Origin of the sequence: Anaerospora sp., from assembly GCF_032013335.1 — a bacterium.
Taxonomy (GTDB): Bacteria; Bacillota; Negativicutes; order Sporomusales; family DSM-15969; genus Anaerospora.
In genome coordinates this window covers 15106-32258 of sequence record NZ_DALZUO010000005.1, presented here as the reverse complement: position 1 = coordinate 32258, position 17153 = coordinate 15106, and the positions used below count along the sequence as shown (strand labels likewise).

General features: G+C 43.9%; 17 protein-coding genes. 8 read left to right on the top strand and 9 right to left on the bottom strand.

All coding sequences use genetic code 11. From position 1 onward, the window contains the following. Positions 1-137 precede the first annotated feature (137 nt). The 6 genes from RTR76_RS06100 to citD form a co-directional block, all read right to left on the bottom strand. On the bottom strand, positions 138-1328 hold the full coding sequence (locus tag RTR76_RS06100) for a pyridoxal phosphate-dependent aminotransferase (RefSeq protein WP_312517933.1): 1191 nt from the start codon (positions 1326-1328) through the stop codon (positions 138-140). A gap of 52 nt (positions 1329-1380) precedes the next feature. After that, complete coding sequence (locus RTR76_RS06095; protein WP_312517930.1) at positions 1381-2349, bottom strand: D-glycerate dehydrogenase; 969 nt, start codon at positions 2347-2349, stop codon at positions 1381-1383. A gap of 229 nt (positions 2350-2578) precedes the next feature. Further along, positions 2579-3625 (bottom strand): [citrate (pro-3S)-lyase] ligase, encoded by a 1047-nt coding sequence (gene citC, locus RTR76_RS06090; protein ID WP_312517927.1) that lies wholly within the window; start codon positions 3623-3625, stop codon positions 2579-2581. An 81-nt stretch (positions 3626-3706) separates the two neighbouring features. Next, positions 3707-5257 (bottom strand): citrate lyase subunit alpha, encoded by a 1551-nt coding sequence (gene citF / locus RTR76_RS06085; protein WP_312517925.1) that lies wholly within the window; start codon positions 5255-5257, stop codon positions 3707-3709. Further along, positions 5254-6147, bottom strand: a complete 894-nt coding sequence (locus RTR76_RS06080) for an aldolase/citrate lyase family protein (protein ID WP_312517922.1) — start codon at positions 6145-6147, stop codon at positions 5254-5256. The genes citF and RTR76_RS06080 overlap by 4 nt, the downstream gene beginning before the upstream one ends. Next, positions 6147-6443 (bottom strand): citrate lyase acyl carrier protein, encoded by a 297-nt coding sequence (gene citD / locus RTR76_RS06075; RefSeq protein ID WP_312517919.1) that lies wholly within the window; start codon positions 6441-6443, stop codon positions 6147-6149. Before citD ends, RTR76_RS06080 begins: the two co-directional genes overlap by 1 nt. A gap of 126 nt (positions 6444-6569) precedes the next feature. Between citD and RTR76_RS06070 the strand changes: the two genes are divergently transcribed. Continuing rightward, the gene (locus tag RTR76_RS06070; protein ID WP_312517916.1) at positions 6570-7469 is read left to right on the top strand and encodes a LysR family transcriptional regulator; all 900 of its coding nucleotides are present in this window, start codon (positions 6570-6572) and stop codon (positions 7467-7469) included. 70 nt (positions 7470-7539) lie between these two features. Here the strand turns inward: RTR76_RS06070 and RTR76_RS06065 are convergent, their stop codons facing one another. Next, positions 7540-7965, bottom strand: a complete 426-nt coding sequence (locus RTR76_RS06065; RefSeq protein ID WP_312517913.1) for an HIT domain-containing protein — start codon at positions 7963-7965, stop codon at positions 7540-7542. 225 nt (positions 7966-8190) lie between these two features. Between RTR76_RS06065 and RTR76_RS06060 the strand changes: the two genes are divergently transcribed. The 5 genes from RTR76_RS06060 to RTR76_RS06040 all read left to right on the top strand — a co-directional run bounded on the left by RTR76_RS06060 (position 8191) and on the right by RTR76_RS06040 (position 13776). Continuing rightward, positions 8191-10005 (top strand): alkaline phosphatase, encoded by a 1815-nt coding sequence (locus RTR76_RS06060; protein WP_312517910.1) that lies wholly within the window; start codon positions 8191-8193, stop codon positions 10003-10005. Positions 10006-10037: 32 nt separating this feature from the next. Continuing rightward, positions 10038-10577, top strand: a complete 540-nt coding sequence (locus tag RTR76_RS06055; protein WP_312517907.1) for a hypothetical protein — start codon at positions 10038-10040, stop codon at positions 10575-10577. A gap of 15 nt (positions 10578-10592) precedes the next feature. Continuing rightward, the gene (locus tag RTR76_RS06050) at positions 10593-11279 is read left to right on the top strand and encodes an ATP-binding cassette domain-containing protein (protein ID WP_312517904.1); all 687 of its coding nucleotides are present in this window, start codon (positions 10593-10595) and stop codon (positions 11277-11279) included. Then, positions 11254-12462, top strand: a complete 1209-nt coding sequence (locus RTR76_RS06045) for an ABC transporter permease (protein WP_312517901.1) — start codon at positions 11254-11256, stop codon at positions 12460-12462. Before RTR76_RS06050 ends, RTR76_RS06045 begins: the two co-directional genes overlap by 26 nt. A gap of 234 nt (positions 12463-12696) precedes the next feature. Continuing rightward, a complete protein-coding gene (locus RTR76_RS06040) occupies positions 12697-13776 on the top strand; it encodes an ABC transporter substrate-binding protein (protein WP_312517898.1) in 1080 nt (359 codons plus the stop codon). Here RTR76_RS06040 and RTR76_RS06035 read toward each other — a convergent pair. Next, positions 13773-14294 carry a hypothetical protein gene (locus RTR76_RS06035; RefSeq protein ID WP_312517895.1) on the bottom strand — a complete coding sequence of 174 codons (522 nt, stop codon included), beginning with the start codon at positions 14292-14294 and terminating at the stop codon, positions 13773-13775. The genes RTR76_RS06040 and RTR76_RS06035 overlap by 4 nt on opposite strands. A 280-nt stretch (positions 14295-14574) precedes the next feature. Here RTR76_RS06035 and RTR76_RS06030 point away from each other — a divergent pair, with 280 nt between their 5' ends. Next, a complete protein-coding gene (locus RTR76_RS06030; RefSeq protein WP_312517892.1) occupies positions 14575-15360 on the top strand; it encodes a gluconate 5-dehydrogenase in 786 nt (261 codons plus the stop codon). Positions 15361-15442: 82 nt separating this feature from the next. On the opposite strand, the gene rarD is transcribed toward RTR76_RS06030, so the two are convergent. Next, entirely contained in the window at positions 15443-16372 is a 930-nt protein-coding gene (gene rarD / locus RTR76_RS06025) for an EamA family transporter RarD (RefSeq protein WP_312517889.1), read from the bottom strand. A 179-nt stretch (positions 16373-16551) separates the two neighbouring features. Between rarD and RTR76_RS06020 the strand changes: the two genes are divergently transcribed. Then, a complete protein-coding gene (locus tag RTR76_RS06020) occupies positions 16552-17124 on the top strand; it encodes a TetR/AcrR family transcriptional regulator (RefSeq protein ID WP_312517887.1) in 573 nt (190 codons plus the stop codon). Positions 17125-17153 lie beyond the last annotated feature (29 nt).

The following is a 17153-nucleotide window of genomic DNA, read 5'->3' as shown; positions in this document are numbered from 1 at the left end:
AAGATACTATTATCCTGTCCGAAACAGCCTGCACCAATTACCGTGAGTCTAAAATATAAACACGAAAAAGAGGAGTGCATGTCACTCCCCTCAAACCATTGAAAATTGTCCATCTTCGCCAGACCTGCAAAAAATAGCTACTCTTTCTCTATGACCGCTTTCATTCTTTTTAAGCCTTCTATAATGTTAGTTTGTGAATTAGCATAGGAAAATCGCAGGTACTCGTCTGTTTCACCGGCATTCTTTACCCCAAAAGCGGTACGCGGCAGAACGGCAACGCTGCCTTGGTGGAGAATATGCTGCTGCAGTTGCTTTGAACCGGCAAAACCGAGATTACGGCAGGCTTCCGTTACATTAGGGAAGACATAAAAAGCTCCGTTTGGCACTTTGCAAGAAAAACCTTTAATACTGTTTAAGCCTTCAACAATTAAATCTCTTCTGGTTTTGAATTCTTTGACCATGGCTGTGGCGCTTTCCTGGGAGCCGGTGAGAGCCTCTATTGCCGCATACTGGATGAAGGAATTGGTGCAGGACTCGCAGTTGGTAATCAGCCGGGCTATCCAGCCAGCCAGTTCTGCCGGCATTACTCCATAGCCCAGCCGCCAACCGGTCATGGCATAGGTCTTAGAAAAACCATCAAGAATAATGGTGCGGTCTTTCATACCAGGCAGCGAACTGATACTTAAAAATTCGCCGGAGTAAATCATTCGGCTGTATATTTCATCTGACAACACCCACAGATCATTTTCAATGGCAAGCCTCGCGATAGCATTGATATCAGCTTTGGTAAGCATGCCGCCGGTAGGATTTTGGGGACTATTAAGAATAATCAGCTTGGTTTTGGGCGTGACCAGCGATTTAAGGTAATCCGTATCCAGGCTAAAATCTTTTTCTTCCAATAACGGTACAGGTACAGGTCTGCCGCCAACAAAGTTGATTACCGACTCATAAATAGGAAAACCGGGATTGGGATAAATGACCTCATCGCCAGGATTTATCAGAGCGTGAATCACATAATACATGATTGGCTTACCACCGGGTGCGACGATGACTTCGTCAGCGCTCACCGGTATACCGCGGGTCTTAGCGATATATGCGGCAATAGTTTCGCGCAGCGGCAGAATACCGGCTGACGGTGTGTAGTGCGTGTGATTGGCTTCGATAGCTTTTATACAAGCCTGCTTAATGTTGTCCGGTGTATCAAAATCAGGCTCACCAATGGCGAAACTAATAATGTCACGCCCTTGCTCTTTCAGCTTATTTACTTGGGCCAGCACTTCAAAAGCATTTTCCGTTCCCAGGAAATTTAAACGATCTGCCAGTTTCACAGCAATCTCCTCCTGCAACTAGTTATATTTCATCCCATTATAAGATGCGGTTTCACCGGTTTACCAAATTGGGCGGTACCTCTCCCTGCATAGCGGCCACAATATTACGCGCTGCCACTAATCCCATATTGATCCTTGTTTCAACAGTAGCACTGGCTACATGGGGCAGGATGACAACATTTGTAAGTTCAGCAAGACCAGGAGTAAGTTCCGGCTCATTTTCAAAAACATCAAGTCCGGCACCCCATATTTGTCCTGACTTAAGTGCGGCTACAAGCTCTTGCTCATTCACAACGGGTCCGCGCGAAGTATTGATCAGTATCGCCGTATTCTTCATGATGTAAAATTCAGGTGCTCCTATTAAATGGCGGGTGGCTGGAAGCAGCGGAACATGAAGTGAAACAAAATCCGACTCTCTTAACAGCGTCTCCTTATCCGCGTAAACAGCACCTGTTGTTTTCTCGAAATCAAGGTTACGATGAATATCGTTATATAAAACTTTCATGGAAAATGCTTTGGCTTTTGAAGCAAAATTTTGACCAATACGGCCGGTACCGATCACGCCAAGAGTTTTTCCGGTAATCTCCACTCCCAGGAGCAGCATCGGTCCCCACCCCTGATACTTGCCCTTCCTTAAAAAATCATCAGCCTCCACTACCCTTCGGGCAGTTGCAAACAATAACGTCCAGGCAAGGTCTGCTGTTGCATCAGTCAGCACATCAGGCGTATTCGTTATCATAACGCCTCTGCGCGCGGCTGCCTCAAGATCCACATTATTATAACCTACGGCATAATTTGCAAAAACCTTACACTGTGGTCCGGCTGCCGCAAAAACAGCATCGTCAATTATGTCGGTAAGCTGTGACAATACCGCATCTCGTCCTTTAACGGCCGCTAATAGTTCTGCTTTCGAAAGAACCCGGTCCTCTGGATTAATTTCAACTTCACAGTATGCCTTGAGATAATTGATCGCTGGTTCAGGCAGCATTCTTGTAACAAATACATTCCACTTTCTCTTCATTTCAATTTCCCCTTTCCAAATATAAAACCTGCAACTACCGGTTGCAGGTTGATGACTACATGACTATCCCCTACCGGAAGGAGCATTTTACTTTTTTCGCGGGTTGATTATAAAGAAACCTCGCTGTATTATCATTTATTGCTATTATAATACCAAATAATTGCAATTTGCAATTTTATCAACGAGCAAAAAGGCCGGGTTTTCTCTTCCCGGCTCAAATAAGACAAATTTAATAGTGAATAACATTTTCCGTCTGTTGTATTTTCTTTATTACTCCCGCACCAGCTGCCGATTTGAAAAAATCATAGGTCGTTTGAGGTACTAACGGTTTAATTTTTTCTAGATCCCCACCATGGATGAATTGCCGTACCTTGGAGGCGCTAATAGGTTCACCTTCCGCTAGCTTACGATCAAGAACAATACAAGCTATCCCGGCCTTCTCCAGTTCTGTTTTCATAATAGTATTATAAATACCGGTTACGTGACTGAAGGGTTCTTCGCCAAGATAGCGCTTGGTAATTCCCAGGCATTTCGCTATATTATTTTTAAATATTTCTATATCCAGCCTGGCATGTGCCTCGATTACCGCATCAGCATCTTTTAAAAAGTAAGACGGAAATGTTGCATTTGAAATCAGATAGTTTCCTGTCTTATGAAGTACTACATTGCTTAGATGGGCAGTTCCCTTTTGTACTAAATCATACCTAACTGCAAAAGGAACAATCGATACATCTTCTGAAACAACAAAAATATGCAAAGCATCATTTTCTTGTGCTGCCTGCTCGATTAAATATTGATGCCCTAATGTGAAGGGATTGGCATTTACCACAATAGCCGCTATCGATGTACCTGAAACTTTTTTCTTTGCCAAGTCAGCCAAATAATCACTAAAACCTGTAGCTCTATTTTCCATAAAAACAACTACATCATCCACACTGGCTATCTCATAAAATCCGAGATCAGCAAAAAACTTAGCCTTATTCCCTTTCGTATATAAAAAGACCTCTGTATTCCCTCTATCGAACTGAATGTGTAAGAGATGGGTCATTACTTTGTTTAGTAACCCCTCGCCTTGAAACTCGGAGTCGACAGCTAAGCAGCGTAATGTATTTTTAAAAAACGAGCCTGTTGCTACCAATTCATCCTGGCGATAAATGCCCATTGTGTATTCTAAATTATCATCTTTTTGTATGCCTTCTTTCGTCAAAAGGCTTTCAACCCTCTGCATTGCTCTTCTATCACTATAAAAGACACGCGCTTCGTGAAACTCCTGCATCCTCAATCGTCCTCCACATTTAGAGTGTTTATGTGGTGATATACAAATAGACTGTTCCTGCACAGTCTATTTGTATACTTACTATTTTACTTTTCTAACTACGTCAATAATTGTTCCGTCTCTGTATTCGACAAGTGCCACCACTTTATCTTCGAATTCTATTTCTTCCGGGGCACCAGCTATAGCATAAGCCTCATCTCTTAATTCTTCAATTGTCCTCAGTGGCAGCGAAAGCTTTGCCTTCTGCAAAACAGCAAGCAAATCCTGACGATTCGGATTAACGGCTATACCGACATCAGTAACCACCACATCTACACTTTCACCGGGAGTCGTAATTGTCGTTACCCTGTCGCGAATGGTAGGGATACGGGTTCTGAGCAGGGGAGCAACAAGAATGGCACATTTAGAACCTGCTGCAATATCCACATGACCGCCCGGCGCACCTCTTAACACTCCATCTTCAGAACCAGTCACAACATTAACATTAAAATCGGTGTCAATTTCCAGTGCGGCAAGTATGCCAAAATCGAGCCGGTTAACAAAGGCACCCTTGTTAAAGGGATTTGCATACTGGGATATGGATATTTCAAAATGCCTCGGGTGAGAATTGACGGATGCAATTGAGGGAAGGTCAAAATCCTGAGCATCAACGATGGTCCGAATCAGACCATCGTTTAGCAAATCAAGCATTGGCTGTGTAATGCCGCCTAAGGCAAAGCCCATTTTGATTCCTTGCTCTTCCATATAAGTTCTTAGGAAGCGGGTGACTGCCAGTGATGGACCGCCGCCGCCGGTTTGAAAAGAAAAGCCGTCTTTAAAATAAGGCGTATGTGCCAGAACCTGGGCCGCTGCTTCAGCAATGATTAGCTCCCGGGGGTCCTGGGTAAAGCGCAGCATGGCATTAGCAATTTTTCTGGGATTGCCGATTTCGTCTACTACCACCACATAATCGACATCGACTTGCTCGATGCTGGGCGGAAAGTTCGGGAAATCTACCAGACAATCGGTAATAACAACTACTTTATCGGCATATTTGGCATCTACCATGGAGTAGGACAAAACGCCGCAATCCGATTTACCGCCTTTGCCACGGGCATTGCCATAAGCATCAGCAGTCGGTGCACCGATGAAAGCAACATCAATATGAATATCTCCTGCCTCAATCGCACGTACCCGTCCGCCATGGGAGCGAATATAAGCCACGTTTTGCAAAAGTCCTTTTGATACAGCTTCACCGATTTTTCCTCTAATGCCGCTTGTTGAAATCCCCGTAATTACCCCGCTGGCAATATGCTTAACAATTGGATCGTGAGCATCCCCCAGCGAACTGGCGCATATGGTGATATCACGAATACCCATAGCGGCAATTGTTTCAACAACCATATTTACAATATAGTCTCCATCACGGAAATGATGGTGAAAGGATATGGTCATTCCATCTCTTAAGCCGCTCTTGGCGATTGCTTCCTGCAAATCCGGTACCAGCTTATCCTGGTTGGGGTCCACGAAGGCTTTCACTGTAGGACTTGCTTTCGTATATGCTTTGTTATGAGAATAGTATTTCCCCTGAAAAGCTTCTACGCCATTACATAAAAACTCATCAGGAATATTCCGGCCTGCCTTGTTTATCATGCTAAGTCCCCCTCGTAAATACCCGATGCCTTAGCCAGTGCTATTGTGCGTTTAGCACCCTCCAGCATGGCAATATCAATCATTTGTCCATCTACAGTAAAAACACCAATACCATCTTTGGCATATTCATCGATTGCCCGGATCGTCGTTTCCGCTTTTGCAATTTCTGCCTGCGTCGGCGCAAAGATCTGATGGGTAATGGGAATCTGTTTAGGACTAATAATGGATTTGCCGTCAAACCCAAGCTGCTTGATAAGCTTTACTTCATTGGCAAATCCTTCCATATTGTCAACATCGAGATATACTGTATCAAAACACATAATACCCGCTGCTCTGGCAGCAATCACTACCTGCGTTCTAGCTCCCAGAAGTTCAACGCCTTCCGGGGAGCGGGTTGTGCGCATTGTCCTAACATAATCACCTGCACCAAAAGAAATGCCCATGATCCGCTCACTGCTTTTGGCCAGTTCATATGCCTTCATTACTCCCAACGGAGTTTCAATAGCAGCCATCATCAGTGTTCTGCCTACCGGTACACCAAATTCTTTCTCAGCCTTTTCAATTTCTTTTTCAGCAGCCCAGACATCTTCACAGGTTTCAGTCTTAGGTACACGTACGGTATGAATTCCACCTGCTACAGCAGCCCGGATATCTTCTTTAAAGTGCGGGGTATCCAGCCCATTGATGCGGACTACCAGTTCAATACCTTTATAGTCAATGCTTTTCAAGGCATTATAAAGAGCAATTCTGGCTGAATCCTTCTGATTCTCAGCAACAGCATCTTCCAGATCAAAAATAATGGAATCAGGCTTGTATATGTAAGCATCCTTTACAAGGCTGGCTTTTTGGGCGTTAAGAAACATCATGGTGCGCCGTAATCTGTTCTTCATTACATCCTAACCCCCCAAGGTAAGTTTTCTTTTATTTCGGCAGCCCGAAACACGGCACATTCCACTCTGGCTTTAATGGTGCAATCAACCGCACCTTTATCTATTACTGTAACCTTGGCATTTTCCACTCCCAGCTTAGCCAATGTCGTCAAAATGGCAGCTCTGATTTGCTTGCCATACAAATTCATCACACTGCTGCTGAGGGATAGTTCTATACCGTTATGGCCTGGTTCAATCATGATTTGTACATCGCTTGATTCTAACGTACCGGCAATTGCACTCTTTTTTAGTAGCATGTTACACCCCGCCTTGAATTTTTCTTGCATTTCTTCTATTTTTATAGTATTACATAGTTAGTATAAGTCAAATACTAATCTATCTATGGCGAATATAATATAAAACCTATATTACGTGAGGGACTCATGAATCTTAGACATGCTTACTACATTCTTACTGTCTTGGAAGAGGGAAGTATATCAAATGCAGCAAAAAAACTATATATCTCCCAGCCCTCCTTGAGCCAAATGATTCACTCGATTGAACAAAAATACCATATAAAAATCTTCAATAGGCATACCAGCCCGATTTCACTTACCTTTGCAGGTACAAAATATGTGGAAGCAGCAAAGAAGATTTTGACGATCAACAGAAATCTGACAACCGCCCTAAATGAAATAAATGATGAAACACATGGGGTAATCAGGGTTGGCATTTCCATCCATCGCTCCATGTATTTACTTCCTCAGATTCTGCCAGTTTTTACAGACAAGTACCCCAACGTTGATCTTCAGTTGATTGAGGATAGTTCCTCAAGAATAGAAGAATTAGCATGTAATGAAGAAATTGATCTGGCTTTTGTCAATCCCGAGTATCAGCTGGAAGAGCTGGAGTATTTGCTTCTCCAAAAAGAGCGAATGGTATTGTTCTCCAGTATTGAGACAGAACTTGCTAAAGGACTGACTCCAGGCAGTGAAATCTTCATATCTGATGCTAAGGACGAGAAATTCATAGCTTTGCACCAAGGCCAAGGTGTCAGAGGAATCCAGGATAAAATGTTTAGTGAGGCTGCCATCTCACCTAAGATAGTTGTTGAGACAAAAAGTGTTGAGGTAGCCAGAAGACTGGCTATTGCCTGCAAGGCAGTTACTATTTATCCGGAGACGATGTTGAATGAATTAGAGAATTTAAAGGGTTGCTCCACTTATTTTCCTATTAAGGGTGAGCAATTTAAACGAAACTTTTATTTGTGTCACAATAAAAACTTATATTTATCTAAGTTTATGAAAGAATTTATTACGATTACCCAAGCTATATTAAAATAAAGTGCATCATTAACCTGCAAAAAAAGCAGTCTTACGCTACGCGTAAGGCTGCTTTTTTCTTCAAATTATACTATAAATTCTGCTTGATTTGATCAATAAGCTCACTATATTCAGCATCACTGAGAAGCACTTTTGCGGCGGGCATCATTTCAAAGGTACTCCCCCAGGAAGGACCATCCTGATATTTAGGAACTAAATGAAAATGAAGATGGGGAAGTTTATCCGAGTAAGCTCCATAGTTAATTTTATTGGGAGAAAAGGCTTTTTTCATAGCAGCTGCAGCTTTCGCAACATCTTTTATATAAGATTCCAGCTCTGTCTCTTGTAATTCAAACAACTCATTAACGTGCCCCTTATACGCTACAAGGCATCTGCCCTTATAAGTCTGCTCTTTAAATAAATACAGCGTCGAAACATGCAACTGGCATATTTCAATCATTAAATCATCAAGCCGCTGATCTTTTTCGCAATAGAAACAGGTATTCTCTGTGCTCATTTTAGTTCTCCCCCTACATATGTAATCGCTGCTTCTCCTCAATCATATACCCTTTTCCATTAATTCTCAATACTCAAAAAATTACATCATAGAAGCTTGCCGCAGTTCCGAAACATCGATCTTAACAGAAATTTAACCACTATTTAACATCTACTTCCAAAAGGTTTGCCATAATGAAAGCAATGAAAAACCTGTCTAATACAAATAACTTTGGAGGTGTCACTCGTGTATCATTTTAGCATCTTGAAGTCGTGTCATTCCCATTTGGGGCGAACACTAGTTACGCTGCTTGTACTAGTCTCGCTTATGTCCGGTATGACGGTATCGTATGCTGCTTACACGTCGCCTGAGCCATCTGCCATTTCGATCATGCCAATCGACAGGGCTAAATTCCTTATCGGACAAAAATTTGATTTTGCAATTGAGGTAAAGACCGATACTCCTACTAAAGCCATTGAGGTTACAATTAACGGCTCAGCAGCTGAAAAGTATTTTGGCAAGCCAGCCATCACTAAGCTTGAAACGATGAGTACCTATCGCATTAATGATGTTGCCTTTCCTCAGGCGGGCAAAGTAATTGTGACCGTAGCAGTGACAACTGCACATGGTGTAGAAAAACGCACCATTAATTATGATATTACTGCTGACAAAATAAACAAACCCGCAAAAAATGTTATTCTCTTCGTTGGTGACGGCATGAGCCTGCAGGCCAGACAAATTGCCCGTATTCTGTCTAAAGGTATCACCGAAGGCAAGTATAATGACCTGCTTGAAATGGATAAAATGTCCAATCTGGCTTTGATAACCACTTCCGGCAATGACTCACTGGTAACCGACTCAGCTAATAGTGCTTCAGCCTATGCCACTGGCCATAAAAGCACAGTAAATGCAATGGGTGTATATGCTGACAGTACAAAAGACCCTTTTGATGATCCGAAAGTTGAGAATATTATTGAGCTCGCAAAACGTACTCGCGGCATGTCTACCGGCATTGTTTCGACCGCTAATATAACGGATGCAACACCGGCTGCCATGCTGGCACATACCCGTAAGCGGAGCGAACAGAATTTCATTGCTGCCGAGATGCTTAACCCGCTGCACCGCCCTGATGTTATATTAGGAGGTGGTTCACGCCACTTTCTTCCCAAAAGTGTACCTGGTTCTAAGCGCACCGATGACCGTAATCTAGTAGACGAGTTTAAAGGGCAAGGCTACGCTGTGGCAACTAGCAAGACTGAATTGAAGAATGCCGGTACACCGGATAAACTGCTTGGCCTCTTTCAGCTTGATAACATGGATGTATATGTTGACCGTGAAGTAACCAAAAATCCAGCAGTTCTCGGTAAATTTACCGACCAGCCAACTCTTATGGATATGACCAAAACAGCAATTAACACCTTGAGCAAAAATAAGAATGGTTTCTTCCTTATGGTAGAAGGAGCTTCAATTGATAAGCAACTTCATACCATGGACTGGCAGCGGGCTGCTTACGATACGATCGAAATGGATAAAGCAGTAGGCATCGCCAAAGAGTTTGCTAAAAAGAATGCCGATACCCTGATCATTGTTGTAGCAGACCATGCCCACGGCGCCAGCATAACAGGCACTTATCATGAGCAGGATGGTAAAACCGGTCGTGAAGCTGTCCGGATTTATGCGGATGCCGGCTGGCCTACCTTTGCCGATGCCGATGGCGACGGATTTCCCGACGATCCCAATCCAAGTGTAACCTTAGCTGTTCAATTCGCTAATCATCCCGATTATTATGAGAACTACCAGTTTCAGAGTGTTCCTACTGCACCGGCAATTATGGCGAACGGCAAGGCAATTGCTAACCCTAAGCGAGCCGAGCAGGGTGGAGCGTTAAGAGAAGGAAACATTCCTGCCTCCGATCCGTCGGAAGTTCATGCAGCCGATGACGTTCCCCTCACTGCCGAAGGGCCCGGCGCCGATTACTTCAAAGGGGTAATGGACAATACGGAAGTATTTTATGGGATTGTTAGGGCCTTAGGCCTGGATGGCCGCAAAAGCCAAAAATAATTACACTTTACTATTGTCCTGGAGGCAACCTTATGACCAAATTAGCCCAGCACGTGAGTATATTCACTCTTATCATGGTGCTGGCCAGTCTATCGCTGCCTTGGACGCTGCAAAACGGGACGGTTCCTTCTGAGGAGTCGTCCTTGTTTTACTCTCGCGCTCAAGCGGCTCCTTCCTGGCTGCCATGGTTCGGCGAGGAGGCCACTGCTCTTGATTTCAGCGAATTGTATAGTGATGCTTCTCCGTTAGGACTGGAATTATCACCAAAGCTGAAAAGCCTCGAAGGCAAGAACGTTCATATCAGCGGCTTTATGGCACCACCGCTTAAGCCAACACTTAGCTTTTTTGTTTTAACAAAAGTACCTATGTCTATTTGTCCCTTTTGCTCCACCGATGCTGACTGGCCTAATGATATTGTGCTGGTCAAGCTGTTACAGCCAGTCACCTCATACCCTTTTGACCGTCCTATTACCGTGACCGGTAAATTGGAAGTAGGTTATCAAGTGGATATTGAAACCGGCTTTGTCAGCCTTGTACGCATAAATGCCGATACAATTGAAGAGTCCAATTGATGGGGAGGAGTTTTTATGTTAGAAGTAATTCATGTGCGAAAAGAATTCCGTGATGGCCGTCAAATCATAACAGCTGTCAATGTCGACAATCTGGTCGTTGAAACCGGCGAGCAACTAGCTTTAGTCGGGCCAAGCGGCTCAGGCAAAACGACTCTCCTGCACTTGCTGTCAGGCCTGCTGACTCCAACCAGCGGTGAGATAAAATACAATAATATAAAAATATCAGCTATGCCGGAGAGATGGCGTGATACTTGGCGTTCCCATACAGTGGGCTACGTCTTCCAGAAGTTAAATCTGCTCAATAGTCTTACCATCCTGGACAATTTATTGGCAGCTATGAGTTTTTCTGATGCAATTGACAAGCAGGACCAGCTAGCCTGGGCCAGCCACCTGCTGGATCAAGTAGGCTTAGCTGACAGACTTCACAGCTTCCCACGCCAGCTTAGTATGGGTGAGCAGCAGCGAGTAGCGATTGCCAGGGCTGTTGTCAATAGACCTTGGCTTATTTTAGCTGATGAGCCTACCGCCAGTCTGGATCAAGCGAACGGCCAGCGGGTACTTGCTCTACTGCGTCAGTTAGCGAAAAGTAGCAATAGTACCCTGCTAGTGTCAAGTCACGACAGTCAAATTATCGATCAGTTTCAACGAGTTGTTCCCCTAAGGCAGGTGAATACCCATGCGGCTTATCATAGCTTGGCGTAACCTGCTGGCAAAACCGGTTCAAAGCAGTTTGACAGTACTGGTGGTATCCGCCGCTATTGGCATGATGCTTGTCATCACTTTATTATTTAGCGGTATTCACAATGGACTAGTCAACGCTACTGAGCCATTTGACTTAATTGCCGGGGCCAAAGGCAGCCCTAACCAACTGGTACTAAGCACCGTTTTTCTGCAAGATGCGCCAATTGGCAATGTGAGTCATGAGCTATATGAAAAAATCGCCACCAATCCCTTAGTATCAACTGCGATTCCCTTAGCTTTCGGTGACAACTACAAAGGGTATGCTATCATAGGTGCCGGAAGCAACATCTTTCAGCATCAGCCAAAAGCAGGCCAGCAGGAATGGCTGCAGCTCGCTTCAGGCCGCCCCTTCACACAAGCTTTTGAAGCGGTAGTCGGAGCCAAAGCTGCCCGGGAGCTGGGGCTAAAACCGGGAGACAAATTTAAATCCATTCATGGCTTGCTGCCGGTTGGTGATGGACATAATCACCCCTACCAGGTTGTAGGCATTCTTGAGGCGGTGAACGGTCCCTATGACCAGGCTATCTTAGTTCCCATTGAAAGTATCTGGCAAGCCCATGAGAAACATGCACCTGAACCTAGCCTTGGTGATATTGGTCATGAGGAGCACGAACAGGAGGTTACAGCTATTCTGGTAAAGCCGAAAGGCTATAGTGAAGCGATGCGCCTCTATCAACAATTTCAGCAAGAACCGGATGGTCAGCTTGTATTCCCGGCACAAGTGATTATCCGCTTATTAACCCTTATGGGACAAGGCGAGCAAGTGCTCAAAACAGCAGCGTACATCGTCATTATACTGGGACTTACAATTATGGCCCTTTCTTTATACTGGTCGTCATTAAGCCGTACCCGTGATCGGGCCATCTTGCGTGCCTTAGGGGCCGGTTCCCGAGATATTTTTATCATTATCCTGACAGAGGCAGCGCTGCTTACAGGTCTGGGCGTTATAATCGGAGGTCTCTCCGGCTTCGGACTGTATGCACTGCTGGCAAAAATGTTGATACTCAAAACCGCCTTATTGTTGCCGCTAGCTTTCACCGTCACCAGTGGCTATATCATGCTTACCGGTCTCTTGTTAGGAGTAGCGGCAGGTTCTATTCCAGCAGCATTTGCCAGCAGAGAAGATGTTGTACAGTATTTATAAATAACACGCTATTGACATTGCTCTCAGAATCAGGTATTCTTTTACCAACTTTATATATTGTCATTCGGCTGATCAGATGACTGAAGGCGGATGCTTCCCTTGTGGGAGCATCCGCCTCTTTATTTATGTACTCATTTTTTACCGCTTAACGATTGGCATAGGTGATAATCGGCTCTGGCCTTTATCATCTCCAATATAGATTTCATGATTATGTGGAAAGGATGTGCTCCTGCTATGATCCAGCGTTACCGATTTCCAGCTTTGTTTGCCCTTTTAGTTTCAATTTTGATTGTTGCCTTAGTTCTCAGCGGCTGCGGCAAAACTGACGCCGATAAAACCGGTGCCAAAGCCGATGATGGAAAACCGAAATTTATTAATGGTAAGCTTACCAAGGAATTCACCTTAAAAGTTCCCACCCAAACCGGCTTCAATGAGGTCTATATTGGCGAACGCCTCGGGTTCTACAAAGAAGTGGGACTAAATATCGAATATACCGGTTCCATGAGCGGTGGTCTCCTGGCCCAGTCGGTCATAAAAGGTGACAATCACCTCTTTGCCGCTGGTCACGTTCTTACCATATCGCAGGCTCGTCAGGCAGGCGCTAAGATCAAAATGGTGCTGCAGGGCTCCCAGGATAATCCCGAGCCTGACAAAATCCATATGACTTATTTAGTACGCGAAGACAGCAACATTCGAACAGCCAAAGATGTCATCGGCAAAAAAGTTTCGATTGGCTACGTCGGCAGCTGCACGGAGTTATTATTCTCCGAATACTTGCGGCAAAACGGCATCTCCAAAGATGATGTAACCTTTATCCCTATGCCGGATGGGCAGGCTGAGAATTCCCTGCGTCAAGGAATCATTGATGTGGCCGGCATCCACAATGTCTTTACTTTATCGGCTCTTAAAAGAGGTGGTGTCCGCCCGCTGACTGAAACCTATTCGATTGGGACTGCGGCCGGAAATGGTCCTGCCAGCTCGTATTCTGCCAGGGCCTTCAGCGAAGCTTTCATCCGCGACAACCCCGATGTTGTTAAGGCCTATATTGCCGCAACCGTCAAAACCCAGCACTGGATCAACAAAAATTACCCCGAAGCCATAAAAATTGCCGCCGACTATTTAAAAGTAGACCCCGATAAAGCAGCCGGCACTATTTTCCCTAGCGAAAATGGCATCGATCCTGAAAAGGTAAAATTCTGGGTAAAACTAATGGAAGATAATCATTTCGTAGAAAAAGGCTCTGTCAATCTTTCCGAGATTTACACAAATGATTTAAATCCTTACCTCAGCGGTGAAATTAAAGAAACGATTTAGCCATTTCTCGCAAAATTACGAGCAATATCATACATCGTATCGGCAAAGGTATTGGGGGTGACAGGCGCAAATTTGCCTGTTTGCTTTTTATCTTCCAGACTGATTCCCTGTTCACTCCATACTTTCGTTCCGATTACCGCATATGTCTTTTGTTTAATATGAAAAACCATCTCCATTTCACTGCATAGAACCTTATCCCCCGCGTTTAGCTGTTCTTTGTATTTTTCATTGAGACTCTTTATGATCTTCTTATCGACAAAAGTAGTTTTCGTGAAGACATGTACCAAATTCTTATCTGTTTCATCAAAGACCAGCGATTTATTATCAAATGTATAAATGCCAATATCATTGGAGAACACAGGAGACCAACGCTGCTTTTCAAGGTCTTCTTGCGTCGGTTTGGGAAGGACACTGATCTCCCAATCCATTGGTGATGTCTTCGCAGTCTCTTCAGCCTGAACTGGAATACCTGCAAGCAGCAGCAAACACAGCGTCATGAGTACTACTTGTTTTTTCATAGTAAATCTCACCCTCCGAACAGTCCCTACTATATGTAATCATTGATAATGCTTCGCCATTTGACCAGCCAATCCTTTATCTGTAACGTAGGCTTACAATTACTTAAGAGCTGCTGTTTAAAAACAGCAGCTCACTCTAGTTTCACTAATCATTCCACATACTGAAATATCTTATTATTTAGAAATATCGAGCAGGGTTTCCTTTATTTCTTGTAGTAAGGTTATAACATTTCCCAAACTAATGTCGACACTAGGGCAGTATGGATAGGAGGATTCAAAAATGAATGTGTTAGATGAGTTTTTACTAAAAGGCAAAATTGCGTTAGTAACAGGAGCATCCTATGGTATCGGCTTTGCAATTGCCAGCGCCTACGCCAATGCAGGTGCAACAATTGTTTTTAATGACATTAGGCAGGACTTGGTTGAGCAAGGTATCGCAGCCTATAAGGAAGCAGGTATAGCAGCCCATGGCTATGTCTTTGATGTAACCGATGAAGACCAGGTGAATACAGCTATTGCCCGAATAACGGAAGAGGTAGGCATCATTGACATTCTCGTGAATAATGCCGGGATTATTAAACGTATTCCAGCTCTTGAGATGAAAGCTTCCGAATTCAGGCAGGTAATTGACGTTGACTTAAATGCCCCCTTTATTGTTTCCAAAGCAGTAGCACCTGGCATGATAAAAAAAGGCCATGGGAAAATCATTAATATTTGTTCCATGATGAGCGAGTTAGGCCGCGAAACAGTAAGCGCCTACGCCGCAGCCAAAGGCGGACTAAAAATGCTGACCAAGAACTTTGCCTCTGAATGGGGCGGGCTGAATATCCAATGCAACGGCATCGGCCCCGGCTACATCGCAACTCCTCAAACAGCTCCCTTGCGGGAAGAAGGCCATCCTTTCAATAACTTTATTATTGCTAAAACCCCTGCCGGCCGCTGGGGTACACCCGAGGATCTTATGGGGCCAGCAATTTTTCTGGCCTCCGATGCTTCCAATTTCGTGAATGGCCATATTCTATATGTCGATGGCGGTATCCTGGCATATATCGGAAAGCAGCCATAACCTTCCCTCTTTGCCATATGGCTGATAAGCCAATAACCCCCTTATTCTCACCGAATAAGGGGGTTATTTTTATCGTTTAGGACTATCTGCTATCTTTTGAAAGCATAGGCACTCTTTTTTCCTGTCCGGAGAAACGTATACTTGATAAAGAAAATACAAACAATCCTGCCCAAATGAGCCCGAAAGAAACCGAATGGATTGCAGTAAAAGCTTCATTGTACAGAAAAATTCCTATTAATAGCGAAATAGTAGGCGCTAAATACTGAACAAAACCAATGATGGTGAGCGGTAAATAGTTCGCACTATTGGCAAATAATAACAACGGAATAGGCGTTACAATACCGCTGCCCACTAACAGTGCAGAAGTAAGCGATAATCCTTCAAAACTGGTCATTCCCTGAAAGTGTATATAGGAAAGATACAGCAGGGCAAAGGGTGCTACGATAAGCGTCTCCAGCGTAATACTTGTTATGGGTGTCAGCACGGCTATCTTCTTGCATAATCCATACAAGCCAAAAGAAATTGCCAGGCTTATTGCAAACCAGGGTACGCTGCCAAAATGCATAATCATATATAACATGCCGGCGGCAGCTAATGAGACAGCAATCCCCTGTCCCCAGGATAACCGTTCCTTATATACGATAATCCCCAGCAGGATACTAACAAGCGGACTAATATAATAACCCAAGCTCGTTTCAATCACGCGATTTTCGTTCACTGCCCAGATAAAGATAAACCAATTGAGCGTAATCAGAACTGTTCCTGCTACCAGTGCCAGCAAGCTTGCAGGTTTTTTTAGTAATTGAAGCAGTTCAGTATGCATTTGTTGTTTTCTATTTGTAATAAGTACAACTGCCAGCATAAAAACGAGAGACCAGAAAATGCGATGAGCAATAATCTCCTTCGCTGGTACGTTCCCGACTAATTTCCAATAGATAGGCAATATACCCCAAAGCATATATGCTCCTAATGCCGAAGCAAAGCCTTTTTTAAAATTGTCATTTTGACCCATTTTAGTTACCTCGATTTCTGCTATATAGCCATTAGATAAGAGCTGCCTTCCTACATTGCTTTTACATGATAAGGCATGATATAATTCAACAGAGGACAAGTTGTCCTTTGTTGAATTATACGGGACAACTTGTCCCATGTCAATAGACCAGTGACACTTCTTTTTAAGGAGAATGATCAATGAGTAAAGGACTTGGCGAAACAATCGGACCCCGGATTTTGAACTCGGCCCGCACGCTTTTTATCGAGCATGGTGTTGAAAACGTAAACATGCACCAGATTGCCAAAATGGCTGGAATTGGTCAGGCAAGTTTATACCGCCGCTACACGGAAAAAGGCGATATTTGCATCGATATTGTACGCAATGAATGCCAGCCTTTCTTTAATGATGTGCAAGCATATCTAGAAGGTTCGGCAAAACTGCCTGTATTAGATCAGCTCTATGAGGTAATCATTAGGTTTGTTACTTTTATTGAGGCAAAAGCATCTTGGCTATGCAGTGTAAGCCGTGCCACATCAGGCTATCGTCCGCTGCAATCGCCACTCTATCAATGGATGCGCACTACATGCCGGGAGTTATTGAATAAAGCTGATCAACAGGGTGAAATTGCCGATGTGGATATTCGCTATACTACAGAGATATTACTCGCAGCACTCCATAATATCGATTTTCATACAAAGGACCAAGAGTTTTCAACACAGCAGGTATTAACCGGGCTGCACCGGATTTTTATTCAAGGCTTAAAACAATAAACTAAAACGAGGAGCGAATTATCGCTCCT

Bases quoted from the DNA above. Each gene is read 5' to 3' on its own strand.
- RTR76_RS06035 (WP_312517895.1), bottom strand. From the start codon at position 14,294: ATGAAAAAACAAGTAGTACTCATGACGCTGTGTTTGCTGCTGCTTGCA.
- RTR76_RS06070 (WP_312517916.1), top strand. From the start codon at position 6,570: ATGAATCTTAGACATGCTTACTACATTCTTACTGTCTTGGAAGAGGGA.
- RTR76_RS06065 (WP_312517913.1), bottom strand. From the start codon at position 7,965: ATGAGCACAGAGAATACCTGTTTCTATTGCGAAAAAGATCAGCGGCTT.
- RTR76_RS06055 (WP_312517907.1), top strand. From the start codon at position 10,038: ATGACCAAATTAGCCCAGCACGTGAGTATATTCACTCTTATCATGGTG.
- citC (WP_312517927.1), bottom strand. From the start codon at position 3,625: ATGCAGGAGTTTCACGAAGCGCGTGTCTTTTATAGTGATAGAAGAGCA.
- rarD (WP_312517889.1), bottom strand. From the start codon at position 16,372: ATGGGTCAAAATGACAATTTTAAAAAAGGCTTTGCTTCGGCATTAGGA.
- RTR76_RS06030 (WP_312517892.1), top strand. From the start codon at position 14,575: ATGAATGTGTTAGATGAGTTTTTACTAAAAGGCAAAATTGCGTTAGTA.
- RTR76_RS06040 (WP_312517898.1), top strand. From the start codon at position 12,697: ATGATCCAGCGTTACCGATTTCCAGCTTTGTTTGCCCTTTTAGTTTCA.
- RTR76_RS06020 (WP_312517887.1), top strand. From the start codon at position 16,552: ATGAGTAAAGGACTTGGCGAAACAATCGGACCCCGGATTTTGAACTCG.
- RTR76_RS06080 (WP_312517922.1), bottom strand. From the start codon at position 6,147: ATGAAGAACAGATTACGGCGCACCATGATGTTTCTTAACGCCCAAAAA.
- citF (WP_312517925.1), bottom strand. From the start codon at position 5,257: ATGATAAACAAGGCAGGCCGGAATATTCCTGATGAGTTTTTATGTAAT.
- RTR76_RS06045 (WP_312517901.1), top strand. From the start codon at position 11,254: ATGCGGCTTATCATAGCTTGGCGTAACCTGCTGGCAAAACCGGTTCAA.
- RTR76_RS06050 (WP_312517904.1), top strand. From the start codon at position 10,593: ATGTTAGAAGTAATTCATGTGCGAAAAGAATTCCGTGATGGCCGTCAA.
- RTR76_RS06095 (WP_312517930.1), bottom strand. From the start codon at position 2,349: ATGAAGAGAAAGTGGAATGTATTTGTTACAAGAATGCTGCCTGAACCA.
- citD (WP_312517919.1), bottom strand. From the start codon at position 6,443: ATGCTACTAAAAAAGAGTGCAATTGCCGGTACGTTAGAATCAAGCGAT.